The following is a 16,374-nucleotide window of genomic DNA, read 5'->3' as shown; positions in this document are numbered from 1 at the left end:
AATAACCAAATCAGTATACAACTCCCAGTGACAGTCCTAATCTTTTTCACTATACTATAATTAAATTAGTTACTTTATTTTTTAGTTCGATATCATAAAAGAATGAGAGATGAGAGCATTGGAAGAATCAAAGTTTGAGAGTAGCTGTATTGATTCAATATCTGAGGTTTTACAGTTTCTTTCAGGAAAATGGACTTTTCTGGTGATGACACAGCTTCTTAGGGAACCTCAGCGTTTTAACCAACTACGACGGAATTTAGGTAACGTCAATACGAAGGGCCTAACAGATACATTACGGAATTTAGAAGAACATCAAATGTTAAACCGCCAGGTCTTTCCAACGGTACCCGTAACCGTCGAATATTCAATTACCGAAAAGGGAAAAGCCTTCTCGAAGGTATTTGAGCAGATCAATCACTGGAAAAATGAATGGGATTCTCCTGTCCAGCAATCCTCATAAAAAGGACAATTCGTTAGACAAACTGTACGATATCTTTCATCGGACGTCTTTTTTTAGAGCGCCCTTCCCGGACGCGATAACCGAAGGCTGCCATGACACTTAAGCTATATTCATTCTGTCCCAGAAGTCCTTTCTTTTGAAGCAGGTCATTAACGGCATCCAGATTGAAGCCTTCGATGGCGCATGAATCGATTTCAATATGCGCCGCTGCCGTCATCATGTTACCAAGTGCAATAAATGTCTGTTTGGAGGACCAGTCCAGCAAAGCTCTTTCTGAATCCAAATGCAGGTCATGATAAAATTGGGCATATGCCGGCTTCATTCCCTTGTAAATTTCCAGAGGCATCTCCAAGGTTTGAGTTTGCTGCTCTTTTAAATAAGGAGAATCATAGGTAAGGTCTTTCCTGGCTAAAATCATAACAAAGTGACTAGATGTGGGCAGCTGCCGAACTGCGCCGTATGCATATGGAGCTAATTCATTTCTGAATTCCGGGCTCTGCACAACAATGAATTTCCAGGGCTCATTTCCGCCCGAGCTGGGGGATAACCGGCCAGCCTCTAGGATAAATTGAAAATCCTCTTCAGAAATTTTTCTCTCCGGGTCAAATTCTTTGGTTGCATGCCGATAGTTGAAGGTTTCCAGAATCTCTGTTTTTCTTGCAGATGTATTCATTTCTCCTCCCAGTTAGCCAGCGGATCCATCCGGAACCGGGTTAAATTTAAACTGCTGATTTTCCATACACCATCTACACGCTCGTAGGATTCTCTATATTGACCATACCCGTTATGTCCTGGAGGCGAGTCGTCCTTATCAGGAAAACTCAATAAATCTTCCATTGCCCAAACACCCTTCGCGTGATTCTCATCTATCCAATCAATCTCCGGCATATGTCCATGGTGAACGGAAGGTGCTTTTCCGACTAGATCGTTTATCACTTTACTGAATTCTTCCCCGTTTTTGAACACATGTCCATCAGGTTCGAGTTTGACCTCAGCTGTGAAAATTTCTGCTAATTCAGACCAGTTCTTCTCATCCACAAAACGGAAATAGCGTGCTTTCAGTTTTTTTATCTCTTCGATTCCCTCCAGCCGTTGAACTCTCCGTTCCAGCTGATGGAGTTTATTCATAATAATCTCCGGCCCGTTCATGACTGCCTGCTCATGGTGCTGCTTATCTGTCATATAATTGTCTCTCCTTCTTTGGCATTCAATTGCCTCGAGACAAACTATAGCAAGTAATTATTATTTTCATAAGGAGGCTATTTTTTTATATATACTTTAGAAAAGTAAAGTCTTTGATGCCTGTACTACCTTTCAGTCCAGTCATGCTACAACCCGATGTCCGCAGGCGTCTTTGCCTGTAGTATCCTTTTCAAGAGCAATCCGTCACTGGGGTAAAACTTTCCATACCGGGCAAAATCTCTTGGATATAAACTAACTATTATTGTCCATACATTCAGAACCATGAATAGCAGCGGAAGATAATAATTATGTTCACTGCCAATGCCAAGCGTGAAGTAGATGATGCCAATTACAGACGTCTGGAACATTACCCCGCCGAGAGCAAAAATAGAATGACGCAGCCTGCTGGCCTTTTTGCCGCTCTCTATAAACGTTAACCCGCCAAATCCGTAGCAGAATATAAAGGATGTGCCGAAGATATCTGCACTCCAAAACTGTTTCCGGTCACCTATGACCACTAATTTTATTGGATACCCCATTAACTTTCCTGCCAAATAATGTCCGAGTTCGTGTACGAACGTGTCCAGATATTTAAACAAAGTCAATATGACCGCAGCGAGTACCCCATGCATGACTGACGGCTCGACCATGGATAACAAGAGGATAAATACTATAAACAACATAATATAAAGAAAAGTCCGGTTCAACACGGTTTCCTGCCTTCAAGTTATTTTAATCTACCAGTGTCATCACGCGAGTCTCCTAGCATACACCCTGCAATTTCAAACCCTATAGCTTTAACTTGAATCAGTCATGATTCCCTCACGAGAACTTATACCAGAATATCCGATAATCAAAATCCGGCTTCATCCCGATTGCTTGAGCTATACGGATAGAGCCAGTGTTCTCCGGAGTACAGTCCCAATAAGGCCGGATTCCTTTTCGTCTGAATTCTTGTAACAGTGCAGTAGCCACTGCCGTGCCATAATTTCTTCCTCTGTATCCTTCCAGGGTCTCGATATCAATCGCATGCGTCTCTTTTGCAATAAAAGCCGAGAAACACAAACTCACGACCTGGTTATTATACTCGGCATAACACCCTAGTCCCTGCTGAAGGAAAACATCTGCCGACTCCCAGTAATGCAGTATTTTCTCTTCTACAAATGAATGGTTCTCTAATCGCCTTGACGTAAACAGCTCCCTGTCGATTGGCCGGATCGTTACTCCATCAGATTGAAATCCTATCGCTCCCGCTTGCTCTCCTGCACAGAACACATGCTGATTTTCCGCCGAAATATTACGGTCCCCGAAGATGGTACTTAGCGTTTCATCCCAGATATCCATCTCCGCGCCGATCTCGACCCAATTGATCCCTTGTTTCTGTAGCTCAGGTTCTATAACGGTTCGCATGTATTCGCCCAGCTTCTCTGCAAACACTGAACTCCACGCATCACCAACGACTTGAAACCCCTGCTGTCCCTGAATCCAGATTAACGCTGCTGTTGGTTCTGTCGGATGATCTGCGTAGACCCTACCCGGGTTCATCCCATCAACTATAGCCTTGGCCTCAATATTTTTACATGGATTTGTGAGATGCCGTATCTTATAAAAGTCCTCTTTATTAAGCTCTGTGATCATTGTCAGATCCTCCGGTCCTTACAAATAATGCTTTTCCATTGCTTTTATGAATACGTCTATGGGTTTTTCATAATCTATAGGTTTGTGAATTATTCTGTTCAGCCATTTCATATGCTCTTCCTTACTTGCATGTTCTCCTTGTGCATGATCATTAAAGAAGGTTACTTCTTTCATTGTTCCTAAGACACTTCTATTGTTAGTTCTAGCTATATTGATCTGCTGGCTGTCTTTCATATACGATTCAATTAACTTCGGTTCAATTCCTTCACTTACCAGATAATCCCTCAATTCTGTGCGGAACTTATCGGTTAAACTATTTAACTGAGCCGATCTTACCCCGTTAAAAATCACACTCAACCGGCTTAGATCATTGATGAGGAGGATATGCTTCCGTCTATTTACCCATATCATATTCGTGTGCCAACTGAATAACGGAGCGGTTAGCTCATTCTCTATCGGTGCAGCTTTCATTTCCTTCAATAAAGCCTGCGTGAATCTTAATACAACCATTTTGCACTTCCTTTCTTAACGCTTACATGCTTCCCATTCCTCTGTATTCGGGAGTACCCCCGCACTATCCTCTCTGCAGAACGGAAATCAGGCCGCCCTCAACTGAGAACGGCCCGATGTTTTCACACTCATTTTTCCTTAATGACCAGCAGAACTCCCATACAAATCAGAGCGGTCCCTGCCCAAAAGGACAAGCCTATCTGCTCCCCGAGTAATAACCACCCCAGGAAAGTGCCGACTACCGGCTGGAAGAAGAAAAATAATCCCCCGCTTGAAGCATTCAGCATTTGCAATCCACGGTTCCACAGCAGAAAACCACAGGCTGTAGAGATTACCCCCAGATATACAAGACCGCCCCAAATTGACGGATGCATCAACGCGCTAACATCCAAATCAGGCAACCGGCTAATCGTAACAGGAGTAAGTAAAACAACGGCTACCAGGGCAGCATAGAACGTTACCACAATCTGCGAATAGTGCCCCGGCACCCGTTTAATAAGCACTGACATAAGCGCCCAGGTAAGCGCCGCAACGAGCAGGGATATCCCGCCGAGCTGAAGCGATGGATCAATGCCCGCATTTCCGACAATAATACCGACACCGAGCGTTGCTAAAATAACGGAAAAGGCCTTTTTAAAGGTAATCTTCTCTTTCAAAATAATCCGCGCAAACAGCACCATAAATGCTGGTGTGGCCCCTGTAATGATCGCACCCATTTGTGCGGTAGAGAGCATCGTGCCTATCTCTTGGGTTACGATTGAAATGGTATTTCCAATCACGCCGATCATGACAATTAACAGGATATCCCGTTTCTCGATACGCCACGATTGTCTGGTAATAATACCAATAAGGAGCAATGCAATAACCGCAATTACATAGCGGATCCATACTAATTCAAGCGGCGGTACAACGTCCACCACGTATTTTACAACCACATACATCCCGCCCCAGATGCTGGCAGCGAGCGATAAATACAAAGAACCTAATAAAGTGTTTTTCATGTTTTGTACCCTCCGTTGTTCTAGACATTCCTTGTCCTTAACGGAGTTGTAGTTTTCTGCCGTTAAGGAATCAGAACTACAGGTACATCATTCTCGAATAGTGGTGACCACAGCATTAGTTCTCAGCTCACTTTCAGAAGATAATTTCATTCTATTCTATACGAACATCATCCATCTGGGTATAAGTATTTAACTGTCTGAACGAGAAATGTTGAAACTTGTCATATTTTCTAACGTAGATTTGGACCATACAGAGAATGAAAAACTGGAGAGGAGCTTGTACCTGATGGAGTATTACCGCCGCAGTGTAACAGACACCCTGGAAGAAGTGCAGAGCCAGGCCAAAGGGCTTACGTCTGCTGAAGTAGACAACCGGCTCACCAAGGACGGCTACAATGAGTTAAAGGGTAAACAGAAAGACCCGCTCTGGAAGCTGTTTCTGGAGAATTTCAAAGATCCGATGGTTATTGTGCTGCTCATAGCAGCAACAGTTCAGATTGTGATGGGGCATGTCATGGAATCCGTCATTATCTTTGTAGTGCTGATTCTGAATGCTGTGATCAGCGTTGTTCAGACCCGTAAGGCCGAGAGCTCGCTTGACGCGCTGCGCAAAATGTCTGCGCCTGAAGCCAAGGTCATCCGGGACGGAGCCTTGCTGTCGATTCCGGCGCGGGAACTTGTCCGCGGCGATATCGTCTTCCTGGAGGCTGGCGATTACGTGCCTGCGGACGGGCGGATTATTGAATCCGGGAGCCTGAGGATTGACGAAGGAATGCTGACCGGAGAATCCGAAGCCGTAGAGAAGCATATTCAGCCTATTGATCATGACGCTCCGCTTGGAGACCGGCGCAATATGGCATTCAGCGGCTCGCTCGTTGTCTATGGCCGGGGAACGCTGGTCATTACAGGAACTGCTCTCGGCACCGAGCTTGGGAAGATTGCCGGTCTGATCGAGAGTGCTGAAGCGAAGCAGACTCCGCTTCAGCGCAAGCTGGAGAGCTTCGGCAAGAAGCTGGGCCTGGCCGTTCTCGGCTTGTCCATCCTTATCTTCTCCATTCAGGCTGCACGCGTCTGGCTCTCGAACGATACGGTCGACACGACCGAAGCGATTCTGAATGCCCTTATGTTCGCCGTCGCTGTAGCCGTCGCCGCGATTCCCGAGGCATTGTCCTCGATTGTAACCATTGTGCTCTCCGTAGGCACCAACAAGATGGCCCGGCAGAACGCCATTATCCGCAAGCTGCCCGCTGTTGAAGCCCTGGGATCAACCAGTGTAATTTGTACAGATAAGACCGGTACGCTGACACAGAATAAAATGACAGTTGTCGATTACTTCCTGCCGGAAGGATCGCAGGAGCAGTTCAGCCTGCAGGCCGATGAATGGTCGGAAGAAGCCCGCAGACTGCTGCATATCGCCGTACTCTGCAACGATTCCAACATCAACGAGGAAGGCAAGGAGCTGGGTGACCCTACAGAGGTTGCGCTAATTGCCTTCAGTAACAGCAAGAACCGGGATTACCGCGAGATCCGCGATAACTTCCCGCGCGAAGCCGAGCTGCCGTTTGACTCGGAACGCAAGCTGATGACGACGCTGCATACCTTCGACGGGCAGAAGGCCCTGCTTACCAAAGGCGGCCCGGACGTCCTGTTCAGCAGATGTACCCACGTGCTGCTGAGCGGCCAGGAGGTCCCGCTGACACCGGAGGTTCTGGAACGCTTCACCGAAGCTAACGAGCAGTTCTCCAGCAGAGCCTTGCGGGTGCTTGCTTATGCCTATAAGACCGTGCCAAATACCGTCACGGAAGTAGGCCTTGAAGATGAGCAGAACCTGGTGCTGGTTGGCCTCTCAGCGATGATTGATCCGCCGCGCGAGGCGGTATATGGCTCCATTGCTGAATCCAACAAGGCGGGTATCCGCACGATCATGATTACCGGGGACCATAAGACCACGGCTCAGGCGATTGGTCGCGATATCGGACTGATGGCTGAGCACGAGATCGCGGTCACCGGCCAGGAGCTGGACGCCATGTCCGAGGAGGAGCTGGACAGCAGACTGGAGCAGATTGGCGTCTACGCCCGTGTCTCTCCGGAGAATAAGATCAGAATAGTCCGTGCCTGGCAGCGTAAAGGCAAAATCACCGCCATGACCGGCGACGGCGTCAATGATGCCCCGGCCCTGAAGCAGGCCGATATCGGTGTAGCCATGGGCAGCGGAACCGATGTAGCCAAGGATTCCGCAGCCATGATCCTGACCGATGATAACTTCGTATCCATCGTCAATGCGGTCGCTGTCGGCCGGACGGTGTTCGACAACATCAAGAAGGCCATTGCCTATCTGTTCGCCGGCAATCTGGGGGCGATCATTGCTATCCTGTTCGCACTGATCTTCGACTGGATCAACCCGTTCACCGCCATCCAGCTGCTGTTCATTAACCTGGCCAATGATTCCCTGCCGGCCATTGCCCTGGGCATGGAGAAGGCTGAGCCGGATGTAATGAGCCGCAAGCCGCGGGACATTGGCGAAGGCATCTTCGCCGGAGGCATGATGCAGGCTGTCATTACCCGCGGGCTGCTGATCGGGATTGCCGTCATTGTCTCCCAGTACATCGGGCTGCAGCATTCCGATGAAATGGGCATCGCCATGGCCTTCACCACGCTGATTCTGGCGCGTACGCTCCAGACCTTCGCGGCCCGCTCCAACAGTCAGACCTCTGTGGAAGCCGGCTTTTTCAGCAACAAATATGTGATCGGCGCTGTCATGGTCTGCTTTGCCTTCTACGGCATTGCTGTCCTGCCCGGCGTCAGAGACATCTTCTCCATCCCCGCTTCCTTCGGGATGGACCACTGGCTCACAGCCACTGGCCTTGCCCTAGGCTCGGTCATCGTGATGGAGCTGGCGAAGCTTGTCCGCCGCGCATTGCCGTCTAAGCAGGCCGCGTAGGCTTTAGCTTAGGGGATGAAATAGCCAAAAGCCTGCACTCCCGGTATGGGGTGCAGGCTTTTTTTATAATACATTACTTCTTCAAATGATAAGGCACTGTAGTGACAATAACATCGCTGCGGAACAGTAACCGGGCACGTATCAGCAAACTTGATTGATTATGAAGGATGTTATGCCAGCCTTTCTTCGGAATGAACTGTGGAATGATGACCGTTACCCTATGATTCAACTCTGCGGCCTTCCAATTGATCGTATCAATGAATTTAGTCAACGGTTGTACGATGCTTCTATAGGGAGTATACAGTGTCACTAATCTTATTTCCGGCTGCCACTTTTTCCATTTCTCCTCGAATATGGCTTCCTCTTCTCTTTCGAAGGGCACATACACGGCGATAATCTGCTGCGGATTCAGCGATTTGGCATATTCCAAGGAGTTCATCACCACATGAGTGATTCCGGCAACCGGCACGATGATTACATTGCCTTCAATCTTAATCGTTTCCTCACAGGTCGTTATTCTGAGCTGGTCGGCAACGGCCTCGTAATGCTTATGAATCCGGTGGAACACCAGAAGGAGAATCGGCAAAAATACAAAGACCGGCCAGACCTGTGTGAACTTGGTCAAGAAGAACATCATCGTAACAATAAGGCTGATTAGAGCACCAACGGTGTTGATGATGAATTTTTGCAGCCAGCCCGCCTGTTTTTCCCGGAGCCACTTAACCATCATCCCTGTCTGTGACAGCGTAAAGGGAATGAACACACCTACAGCATAAAGTGGGATCAACTGCTCTGTCTTCCCTTCAAATACATAAATCAGGACCATAGAAAGAACACCCAGGATGATAATGCCGTTAGAGTAACCCAGCCGGTCTCCACGCATGGTGAACATCCGCGGAATGAACTTATCCTTGGCCAGATTCACAGCCAGCAATGGGAATGCGGAATATCCGGTGTTGGCAGCCAGAATCAGTATTAATGCAGTGGTTCCCTGTATGAAGAAATACATCGCATTCCGGCCGAACGTTTGCTCAGCAATTTGCGACACGACCGTCACATCAGCACGGGGAGCTATACCATAATAATAGGCCAGCACTACAATTCCTGAGAACATAACAGCAAGTAAGGCTCCCATGGCTACTAAGGTTTTGGCGGCGTTAGAAGCCTCCGGACTTTTGAAATTCGGAATGGCATTGGATATCGCTTCTACACCCGTTAACGCAGAGCTCCCGGAAGAAAACGCGCGCAGCAGCAGGAATAGACTGATCCCCGCTACCGGCGTACCCAATGAGGTATGCAGCTCTGCCGGAACGTTACCGGTTAAAATGTTATACAAACCTGTACCAATTAGAATGAATAAAGCCAGCACGAATAAATAAACCGGATAAGCAAGTACGGAAGCGGATTCCGTGACACCCCTTAAGTTCAGAATCGTAATCAGGATCACGAAGACGATAGCGATAACTACTTTATGCTCATGCAGGCTTGGAAAAGCTGAGGTAATTGCGTCCGCGCCGGCCGATATACTTACAGCCACCGTCAAAATATAGTCCACCAACAGCGAACCGCCGGCAATCAGTCCGGGGTATTTCCCCAAGTTTTCCTTGGATACCACATAGGCTCCACCACCATGCGAATAAGCAAAAATAATCTGCCGGTAGGACAAAATGAGTGCGGTTAACAATACTAATACGCCAATCGCAATCGGGATGGAGTACCAGAAGGCAGCGGCTCCAATCGTAACGAGAACAATCAAGATTTGTTCCGGCCCGTACGCAACGGAAGACAAGGCATCTGAAGACAGTATGGCCAGCGCTTTCTTTTTATTTAGCTTTTGCTCCCCTAACTCAGTAGACTTTAAGGGCCTGCCGATCAGAAATCGTTTTAAAAATGAGATCACGGGTTTCACCACTCGCTTATTATTTTGTAAAATTCTTGATAGTGCAGCATCTGTACCTTACTCAGACACAACAAAAAGACCACAGAAGAATATTCCGTGATTATAGAGGCAAGGAACTGTTCGAATTCTGCGGAGTAAACTATGATTTACTTCCAAGTTCAGCCTATCATTTCCGGCATTAATATAGCGTTAAGGATTCCTCAAAGACATTAAGATTGCATTAAGATATGATGAAGTTGTATCCCATCGTGCCTATATCTTTTAGTAAGAGAAGAGTCCGGAAAATACCCAGTAGGAGCGCAAACCATGAATTTAAAAGATCAGTTGATCCTAATCAAAGAAAATGACTACCAGACACCTGCGGAACCCTTCCAGCTGGTACAAGAAATGATACATAACATCGGCTCCTTGGATGCCGAGCTGCGTGATGATCTAATCTATACAACCCTATCCCACTGGATTCCCGGTAATTCGTTTTCCGAAGACGAGCTGGAGCAACTTCTCCCTGCCCTATTGGATACTGACCATTTGCACTATAAGCTTGGTGAAGGCAATACAGACTCTGTATTCACACGGTCTTTCTCTATGCTGGTCATCCCGCTCCTCATCATGAAGCATAGGGAATCCCCATTCCTCTCAAAAGAGCAAGTTCACCAGATCAAAGAGAAAGTGTTCTACAGTGTGCAGGAAGAGCAGGATTACCGCGGGTATGACGAAGAAAAGGGCTGGGCTCATGCCATAGCCCATGGGGCAGATGCATTAGATGATTTAGCCCAATGTTCCGAATTGGATCAAGCTGACCTCTTCACCATCCTCGATCTGGTTTACGACAAGATGACCATAACCGAACGGGTTTACTCCGATGGTGAGGATGAGCGGATGGTCAGACCCGTAATCAGTATTTTAAACAGAAAACTGCTCAGTCAGACTGACGTAGAGCAATGGATCCAGCGTTTCGGTGATGTGGAGACAAGTCCAGACTTCCTGCCTTCCTTCAGGCAAAAAAATAATATTAAGAATTTCCTGAAAAGCTTATATTTCCGGGTAAAATTCTACAAAGCAGATGCTGCTCTCTGCCCGGTTATTGAGGATACTTTATATAAGGTAGAGAAAGTGTATTATTGCTGATTAAAGAAATCACAAATGGCTCCGCCCTTTGATGATAAAGGTGGAGCCATTCGCTTTATTTTTTAGTGAATTAGTCAATCTCTAATTAGTCAATTCAATACTTCTTTAGTTCATTCTTGTATATTTCAAAATTTTCTTCATCAAAACATACAAATACTACTTTTTTAATATTTGTTTCCTTATTTAATAAATACTTAGACACTTCCTCTACGGCTATGTAGCAGGCTAAGTCTTTCGGATATTTGTATATACCTGTACTTATATTTGGAAAAGCAATACTTGTAGCTTCGTTTAACTCCGCTTGCGTTAATGAATTCCTGTAACAGTCTTTTAGCTTTTGTTCCTCATTGTTCAATCCGCCATTCCAAACGGGCCCCACGGTATGGATAACCAAACGGCTCTTCAAGTTCCCTCCTGTGGTAACTACCGCTTCTCCAACTGCACAGCCACCCTGTTGATTGCGGATCTTCATGCACTCTTCTAATATTGTTTTCCCCCCAGCTCTATGGATAGCACCGTCTACGCCGCCTCCACCCAACAGACTAGTGTTGGCAGCATTGACTATTGCTTCTACTTCCGTTTTAGTTATATCTCCCCGGACCAACTGAACGATTGAGTCTTTCATAATAACTTCCATGAATAACCTCCAATAGTACTTCGTAAATAACCACATATGTAGAATATTCGCGGAATTATTGAGCTATCCTGCCCTTTCGTTGAACAAAGGCAGCCGATTATTAACCGACTGCCTTTGTGTCGATATATTGCATATCGGCCTATTCAGGAGGACTCAAATAATACCGGTAATACTTAAAATCATGTCGCTCATTTAATATATGAATCAGCAAATTTTGCTCATCCATAAGCTGGAATCCGCAGTATTCAAGAACCCTTTGAGATGGGATGTTGTCAAGCTCAACGGTTCCAATGATATAGGGAATATCGTATTTTCCCGCTATCCATTCAAGTGTTCCCTTTGCAGCCTCCTTAGCATAACCTTTCCCTCTTGCACATGGGAGGATTCCATAGCCAAATTCAGGTTCATGTAACTCATCATGTTCTTGTGCAGCGACCTGGCCAAGAATATCACCTGTTTCTTTTTCAAAAACACCTAAGCATAATGTTCCAGTTATAATATCCATATTTTTATAGTTAGAAAGGTGCCAATTAAAAAACTCTTTTGCCCTTGGCTTCTGCATTTGCCAACCTCCATACAAATCCAAAAGCCTTTCGAATTGCTCGAAATCATTATCGTCAAAAGTTCTGACGACCAGCCTTTCTGTTTCGATATAAACAGTGTTCAAGTCACTCATTAATAAACCCTCACTTATTCAAATTAAAAGCATTCACAATTACAGGTTACCATAATTAGAAATTTTTAGTTTTATCACTTTTCACGTTATTCTCCCCTGTTAGTTAATGAAGCATTTTCTCTTAACAATATTAATTGTTTAATAATTTGGGTTTGTCCTCCATCAAAAAAAAGCCGTCCTGAGATTTCAGGACGGCGCATGATGTCTGGCTTGTTGTCTGAAATTTTACATCAGACCACTCATAACTCTAAAGTATCCAAACTCTTGGACACATGTTCAGTAACAATACCCTTACTCCACAGTAACACTCTTAGCCAAGTTTCTTGGCTTATCCACATCATGACCCAGAGCCAATGACGCGTAGTAAGCCAGCAACTGCAGCGACACTACAGACAAAGTAGCGGTCAGCAGCGGCAGAGTCTGAGGAATCACGAACACTTGGTCAACAGATCTGAGCAGGTCGTTTTTGTGCTCTTCATGAGTGATCGCCAGGACATGTGCGCCGCGGGCCTTCACTTCTTTGATGTTGCTGACGGTCTTCTCAAGTACGGTTTCCTGAGTTGCCAGGGCAATGACAGGAACGCCTTCTTCGATCAGCGCCAGTGTACCATGCTTCAGTTCACCCGCAGCATAAGCTTCGGAGTGAATGTAAGAGATTTCTTTCAGCTTCAGCGAGCCTTCTTGGGCTACTGCATAATCTACACCGCGGCCGATGAAGAACAGGTGTTTGTGCTCAGCGATTTGCTCAGCGTAAGCTTTGATTGCGTCTTTCTGAGCCAGGATTACTTCTACTTGCTCAGGCAGGGACTGCATAGCTGCGAGAATCTTAGCCACTTCTGGTTCAGACTGCGTGCCGCGTACTTCAGCCAGGTACAGACCCAGCAACGTGAATGCGATCAGCTGGGAAGTATAAGCTTTGGTCGATGCTACTGCGATTTCCGGACCAGCCAGTGTTACCAGTACACTGTTGGCTTCCCGGGCAATGGAGCTGCCTACTACGTTAGTGATTGCCAGAACATGGGCTCCGTTGGCTTGACCTTCGCGAAGAGCAGCCAGTGTATCTGCAGTTTCACCGGATTGGCTGACTACGATAACCAGTGTTTCCGGAGTCACGATTGGCGCACGGTAACGGTATTCGGAGGCAATGTCATTCTCTACCGGAATACGTACCAGAGACTCAATCAGGTTACGTCCTACGAGACCAGCATTATAAGCAGTACCGCAAGCTACGATCTGAATGTTGCGGATGTTCTTGATTTGTTCTTCTGTCAGGTTAAGCTCAGGCAGAATGACTTTGTTGCCTGCAGCATTCATGCGTCCGCGCATGGTATCGCGGTAAGCCTTTGGCTGCTCGTGGATTTCTTTCAGCATGAAGTGCTCATAACCGCCTTTTTCTGCGGTAACAGCATCCCAATCGACAGTAATCATTTCCCGAGAAATAAAGTTGCCTTCAATCGTCATTAATTCGACAGCATCCCGTGTCAATACAGCCATTTCGCCGTCGTTCAGAATATATACGTTGCGGGTGTATTCCAGCAGTGCAGGAATATCAGACCCGATAAAGTTTTCGCCTTCTCCAAGACCGATAATAAGCGGGCTGGCCTGACGTACTGCTACCAGTTTATCCGGTTCGTATTCAGTCAGAACACCCAGTGCGAACGCTCCGCGCATGTAAGTGATCGCTTTTTGCACAGCCTTCACGATATCCCCATTGTATTCACGCGCAATCAGATGGGAGATAACTTCGGTATCTGTTTCGGAAGAGAAATTAGCTCCTCCGGCAATCAGTTCTTCCTTGAGATCCAGATAGTTCTCAACAATCCCGTTATGAACTACCGAGAATTTGTGGGTGTTATCTGTGTGCGGATGAGAGTTCTCATCGGATGGCTTGCCGTGTGTAGCCCAGCGGGTGTGGCCAATTCCTGCGCTGCCTGTCAGCGGAGTTGCTTCGAGACGGGATTCCAGGTTCGCCATACGGCCCTGTGCTTTTACAACCTGCAGACCTTCCTTGGTGAATACGGCAATACCTGCGGAATCATACCCGCGATACTCCAGCTTCTTCAAACCCTCGACCAAGATCCCCTGCGAATTCTGATTACCAATATATCCTACAATACCACACATTATATTTTCCTCCGTCCAATTTTTCGTAGTAAGGGCGGCCATGAGGAAAGAAACGTGCCGTACGGCATGTTTTGAAGAAAAGCAAATATGTTGTTGTCCGTTACAGCTCAACAAAATAACCTGTCACTTGCATCTATAGTCACAAGTAGAAACGGCTTTGTCGTCCTTTTCAAGGACGGTACCGTTTCAGCGAGAAAGATAAGGGACATTTATAGCGTGAAGCCTATAAATTCTTATCTTTTGAAAATGCACAGTCTTCTCCTCTGCCGTGGCAGAACCATCTGCGTTTCCTGCATATGCGCATACCCATGATTTGTACATTTCAATTGGCACCCACAGGAGCGTTGTGTGAGAGGTCGCCCTCGCATTTTCCGCTTCCATTTACGGCTCTGGTGCATCACCGGGAGGTCCCCGCCGAACATTTCGAACACCTCCACCTCGTCAGCTTACATCTGCCGTGATCCGTTCAGGCCGTTCTGCCCTTAATGGCAGCTTCCGGTCTTCCCTTCTCCCCCGCGCAAGATCAAGCTCTGGCGCTTGCATTGCTTCAACCTTACTATCCCCGCTTTCCTTCTGGAATGACACTTAGTCTATTATATGCACCTTACATCGTTTTGGCAATGATGCGGCAAAGAAAACCTTTTTCATCCATTTCAATTGAAAACATCGTCCACACTAAAGGTTCAGCCGGTGAACGAACATTCCCCCTCCGTCCACCGGCTGCCCATTTTTGCCTTATTAGCGTAATTACACCAGCTCGCGCTGAACCACTTCAACAATCTGTCCTACAAAAAGATCAAGCTCGGCCTTATCCGGCCCTTCCGCCATTACACGGATCAGCGGCTCGGTTCCCGAAGGACGCACCAACACACGCCCGTTGTCGCCCAGCTTGCCTTCCACTTCTATGATCGCGGCTTCAATCGCCGGATTGTTCGGATAATTGGTTTTGTCCTGCACACGCACATTTACCAGTACCTGCGGATATTTGGTCATCATGGACTTCAGCGTGCTAAGCTTCTTGCCGGAAGTCTTCATCGTATTGACCAGTTGAATCGCCGTCAGAATACCGTCACCTGTCGTATTGTAGTCCAGGAAGATTACATGGCCGGATTGTTCTCCGCCCAGATTATAGCCGCCACGGCGCATTTCTTCCATGACATACCGGTCGCCGACCGCAGTCTTCGCTGTATTCAGCGATAATTTCTCTGTAGCTTTGTAGAATCCGATATTGCTCATTACGGTGGATACAATTGTACCATCCTTCAGCTTACCCGCACGGTTCATGGCATCCCCGCAAATGCAGAGGATAAAGTCGCCGTCAACCTCATCGCCGTTCTCATCGATAGCAATCAGGCGGTCGGCATCGCCGTCAAAAGCGAGTCCCAGGTCCGCCCCGTGGCGCAGTACTTCCGCACGCAGGGTCTCCGGATGTGTGGAACCGAATCCGTCATTAATATTAAGCCCGTCCGGCTCTGCACCGATGGAGATTACTTCGGCTCCCAGCTCGCTGAACAGCCGTGGCGCCAGCTCATAAGCCGCGCCGTGCGCACAGTCCAGTACTACCTTAATGCCCTTGAAGTTCTGGTCGATCGTTGTTTTCAGATATTCCAGATACAGATATTTCGCATCATTATCTACCCGAAGCGTACCGAGACCCGATCCGACCGGACGCGGCAGCTCATCCTGCTCGGCATCCATCAGCTCTTCAATCCGCAGCTCTGTTTCATCAGTCAATTTGAAGCCGTCTCCGCCAAAAAACTTAATCCCGTTATCCTCCACCGGGTTATGCGAAGCTGAAATCATGACACCGGCATCAGCCTTGAGCAATCTTGTAATATAAGCAACCGCAGGTGTAGATACCACACCCAGGCGGATCACATCCGCGCCAATGGACAATAAGCCGGCAATCAGTGCCGATTCCAGGAGCGGACCGGAAATCCGTGTATCCATCCCAATTACGACCTTAGGCTTTTCCACATTTCCTGCCAGTACATATCCCCCGCAGCGTCCAATGCTGTAGGCCATCTCTGCTGTTAATTCACGGTTTGCGACTCCGCGCACGCCATCTGTTCCGAAATACTTACCCATCTTTTTTCTCCTTTTAATACGCTGCTTCAGCTTAATAAATTATAGTATGATTGATTCTTTATTCCGTGTATATGAGATGCATATAAATA

At 47.1% G+C, this 16,374-nt stretch carries 14 protein-coding genes; 3 read left to right on the top strand and 11 right to left on the bottom strand.

The window, feature by feature from the left end:
- Positions 1-109 precede the first annotated feature (109 nt).
- Positions 110-460: a helix-turn-helix domain-containing protein gene (locus MHI42_RS24335; protein WP_342420882.1), complete on the top strand. Its 351-nt coding sequence runs from the start codon at positions 110-112 to the stop codon at positions 458-460.
- Between the two features lie 13 nt (positions 461-473).
- Here MHI42_RS24335 and MHI42_RS24330 read toward each other — a convergent pair whose 3' ends face one another.
- From MHI42_RS24330 to MHI42_RS24305, 6 genes are all read right to left on the bottom strand, one after another.
- Entirely contained in the window at positions 474-1,133 is a 660-nt protein-coding gene (locus tag MHI42_RS24330) for an NAD(P)H-dependent oxidoreductase (RefSeq protein WP_342420881.1), read from the bottom strand.
- A complete protein-coding gene (locus MHI42_RS24325) occupies positions 1,130-1,642 on the bottom strand; it encodes a nuclear transport factor 2 family protein (RefSeq protein ID WP_342420880.1) in 513 nt (170 codons plus the stop codon). Before MHI42_RS24325 ends, MHI42_RS24330 begins: the two co-directional genes overlap by 4 nt.
- Positions 1,643-1,788: 146 nt before the next feature.
- Positions 1,789-2,325, bottom strand: a complete 537-nt coding sequence (locus tag MHI42_RS24320) for a M50 family metallopeptidase (protein WP_342420879.1) — start codon at positions 2,323-2,325, stop codon at positions 1,789-1,791.
- A gap of 139 nt (positions 2,326-2,464) precedes the next feature.
- Entirely contained in the window at positions 2,465-3,280 is an 816-nt protein-coding gene (locus MHI42_RS24315; protein ID WP_342420878.1) for a GNAT family N-acetyltransferase, read from the bottom strand.
- Between the two features lie 18 nt (positions 3,281-3,298).
- Positions 3,299-3,790 carry a hypothetical protein gene (locus MHI42_RS24310; protein WP_342420877.1) on the bottom strand — a complete coding sequence of 164 codons (492 nt, stop codon included), beginning with the start codon at positions 3,788-3,790 and terminating at the stop codon, positions 3,299-3,301.
- 128 nt (positions 3,791-3,918) lie between these two features.
- Positions 3,919-4,791: a DMT family transporter gene (locus tag MHI42_RS24305; RefSeq protein ID WP_342420876.1), complete on the bottom strand. Its 873-nt coding sequence runs from the start codon at positions 4,789-4,791 to the stop codon at positions 3,919-3,921.
- Positions 4,792-5,077: 286 nt separating this feature from the next.
- Between MHI42_RS24305 and MHI42_RS24300 the strand changes: the two genes are divergently transcribed.
- Positions 5,078-7,732, top strand: a complete 2,655-nt coding sequence (locus tag MHI42_RS24300) for a cation-translocating P-type ATPase (protein WP_342420875.1) — start codon at positions 5,078-5,080, stop codon at positions 7,730-7,732.
- A gap of 73 nt (positions 7,733-7,805) precedes the next feature.
- Here MHI42_RS24300 and MHI42_RS24295 read toward each other — a convergent pair whose 3' ends face one another.
- Positions 7,806-9,632, bottom strand: a complete 1,827-nt coding sequence (locus MHI42_RS24295; protein ID WP_039300618.1) for an APC family permease — start codon at positions 9,630-9,632, stop codon at positions 7,806-7,808.
- Positions 9,633-9,938: 306 nt separating this feature from the next.
- Here MHI42_RS24295 and MHI42_RS24290 point away from each other — a divergent pair, with 306 nt between their 5' ends.
- Complete coding sequence (locus MHI42_RS24290; RefSeq protein ID WP_342420874.1) at positions 9,939-10,760, top strand: DUF2785 domain-containing protein; 822 nt, start codon at positions 9,939-9,941, stop codon at positions 10,758-10,760.
- Between the two features lie 94 nt (positions 10,761-10,854).
- On the opposite strand, the gene MHI42_RS24285 is transcribed toward MHI42_RS24290, so the two are convergent.
- The 4 genes from MHI42_RS24285 to glmM form a co-directional block, all read right to left on the bottom strand.
- Positions 10,855-11,397, bottom strand: a complete 543-nt coding sequence (locus MHI42_RS24285) for an O-acetyl-ADP-ribose deacetylase (RefSeq protein WP_342420873.1) — start codon at positions 11,395-11,397, stop codon at positions 10,855-10,857.
- 139 nt (positions 11,398-11,536) lie between these two features.
- On the bottom strand, positions 11,537-12,073 hold the full coding sequence (locus MHI42_RS24280; RefSeq protein WP_342420872.1) for a GNAT family N-acetyltransferase: 537 nt from the start codon (positions 12,071-12,073) through the stop codon (positions 11,537-11,539).
- Positions 12,074-12,364: 291 nt separating this feature from the next.
- On the bottom strand, positions 12,365-14,197 hold the full coding sequence (glmS, locus tag MHI42_RS24275) for a glutamine--fructose-6-phosphate transaminase (isomerizing) (protein WP_342420871.1): 1,833 nt from the start codon (positions 14,195-14,197) through the stop codon (positions 12,365-12,367).
- Positions 14,198-14,944: 747 nt separating this feature from the next.
- The gene (glmM, locus tag MHI42_RS24270; RefSeq protein WP_342420870.1) at positions 14,945-16,285 is read right to left on the bottom strand and encodes a phosphoglucosamine mutase; all 1,341 of its coding nucleotides are present in this window, start codon (positions 16,283-16,285) and stop codon (positions 14,945-14,947) included.
- Positions 16,286-16,374: the final 89 nt, after the last annotated feature.

The sequence above is a fragment of the Paenibacillus sp. FSL E2-0178 genome, assembly GCF_038593005.1.
In the GTDB taxonomy this organism is placed as follows: Bacteria; Bacillota; Bacilli; order Paenibacillales; family Paenibacillaceae; genus Paenibacillus_AQ; species Paenibacillus_AQ phytohabitans.
Note: the sequence above shows the minus strand (reverse complement) of the source record. Positions and strands in the feature narration are given on the sequence as shown.

What these genes read in the sequence shown, in the direction of transcription:
- MHI42_RS24335 (WP_342420882.1), top strand. Translation starts at nt 110, where the DNA reads ATGAGAGCATTGGAAGAATCAAAGTTTGAGAGTAGCTGTATTGATTCA.
- MHI42_RS24330 (WP_342420881.1), bottom strand. Translation starts at nt 1,133, where the DNA reads ATGAATACATCTGCAAGAAAAACAGAGATTCTGGAAACCTTCAACTAT.
- MHI42_RS24325 (WP_342420880.1), bottom strand. Translation starts at nt 1,642, where the DNA reads ATGACAGATAAGCAGCACCATGAGCAGGCAGTCATGAACGGGCCGGAG.
- MHI42_RS24320 (WP_342420879.1), bottom strand. Translation starts at nt 2,325, where the DNA reads ATGTTGTTTATAGTATTTATCCTCTTGTTATCCATGGTCGAGCCGTCA.
- MHI42_RS24315 (WP_342420878.1), bottom strand. Translation starts at nt 3,280, where the DNA reads ATGATCACAGAGCTTAATAAAGAGGACTTTTATAAGATACGGCATCTC.
- MHI42_RS24310 (WP_342420877.1), bottom strand. Translation starts at nt 3,790, where the DNA reads ATGGTTGTATTAAGATTCACGCAGGCTTTATTGAAGGAAATGAAAGCT.
- MHI42_RS24305 (WP_342420876.1), bottom strand. Translation starts at nt 4,791, where the DNA reads ATGAAAAACACTTTATTAGGTTCTTTGTATTTATCGCTCGCTGCCAGC.
- MHI42_RS24300 (WP_342420875.1), top strand. Translation starts at nt 5,078, where the DNA reads ATGGAGTATTACCGCCGCAGTGTAACAGACACCCTGGAAGAAGTGCAG.
- MHI42_RS24290 (WP_342420874.1), top strand. Translation starts at nt 9,939, where the DNA reads ATGAATTTAAAAGATCAGTTGATCCTAATCAAAGAAAATGACTACCAG.
- MHI42_RS24285 (WP_342420873.1), bottom strand. Translation starts at nt 11,397, where the DNA reads ATGGAAGTTATTATGAAAGACTCAATCGTTCAGTTGGTCCGGGGAGAT.
- MHI42_RS24280 (WP_342420872.1), bottom strand. Translation starts at nt 12,073, where the DNA reads ATGAGTGACTTGAACACTGTTTATATCGAAACAGAAAGGCTGGTCGTC.
- glmS (WP_342420871.1), bottom strand. Translation starts at nt 14,197, where the DNA reads ATGTGTGGTATTGTAGGATATATTGGTAATCAGAATTCGCAGGGGATC.
- glmM (WP_342420870.1), bottom strand. Translation starts at nt 16,285, where the DNA reads ATGGGTAAGTATTTCGGAACAGATGGCGTGCGCGGAGTCGCAAACCGT.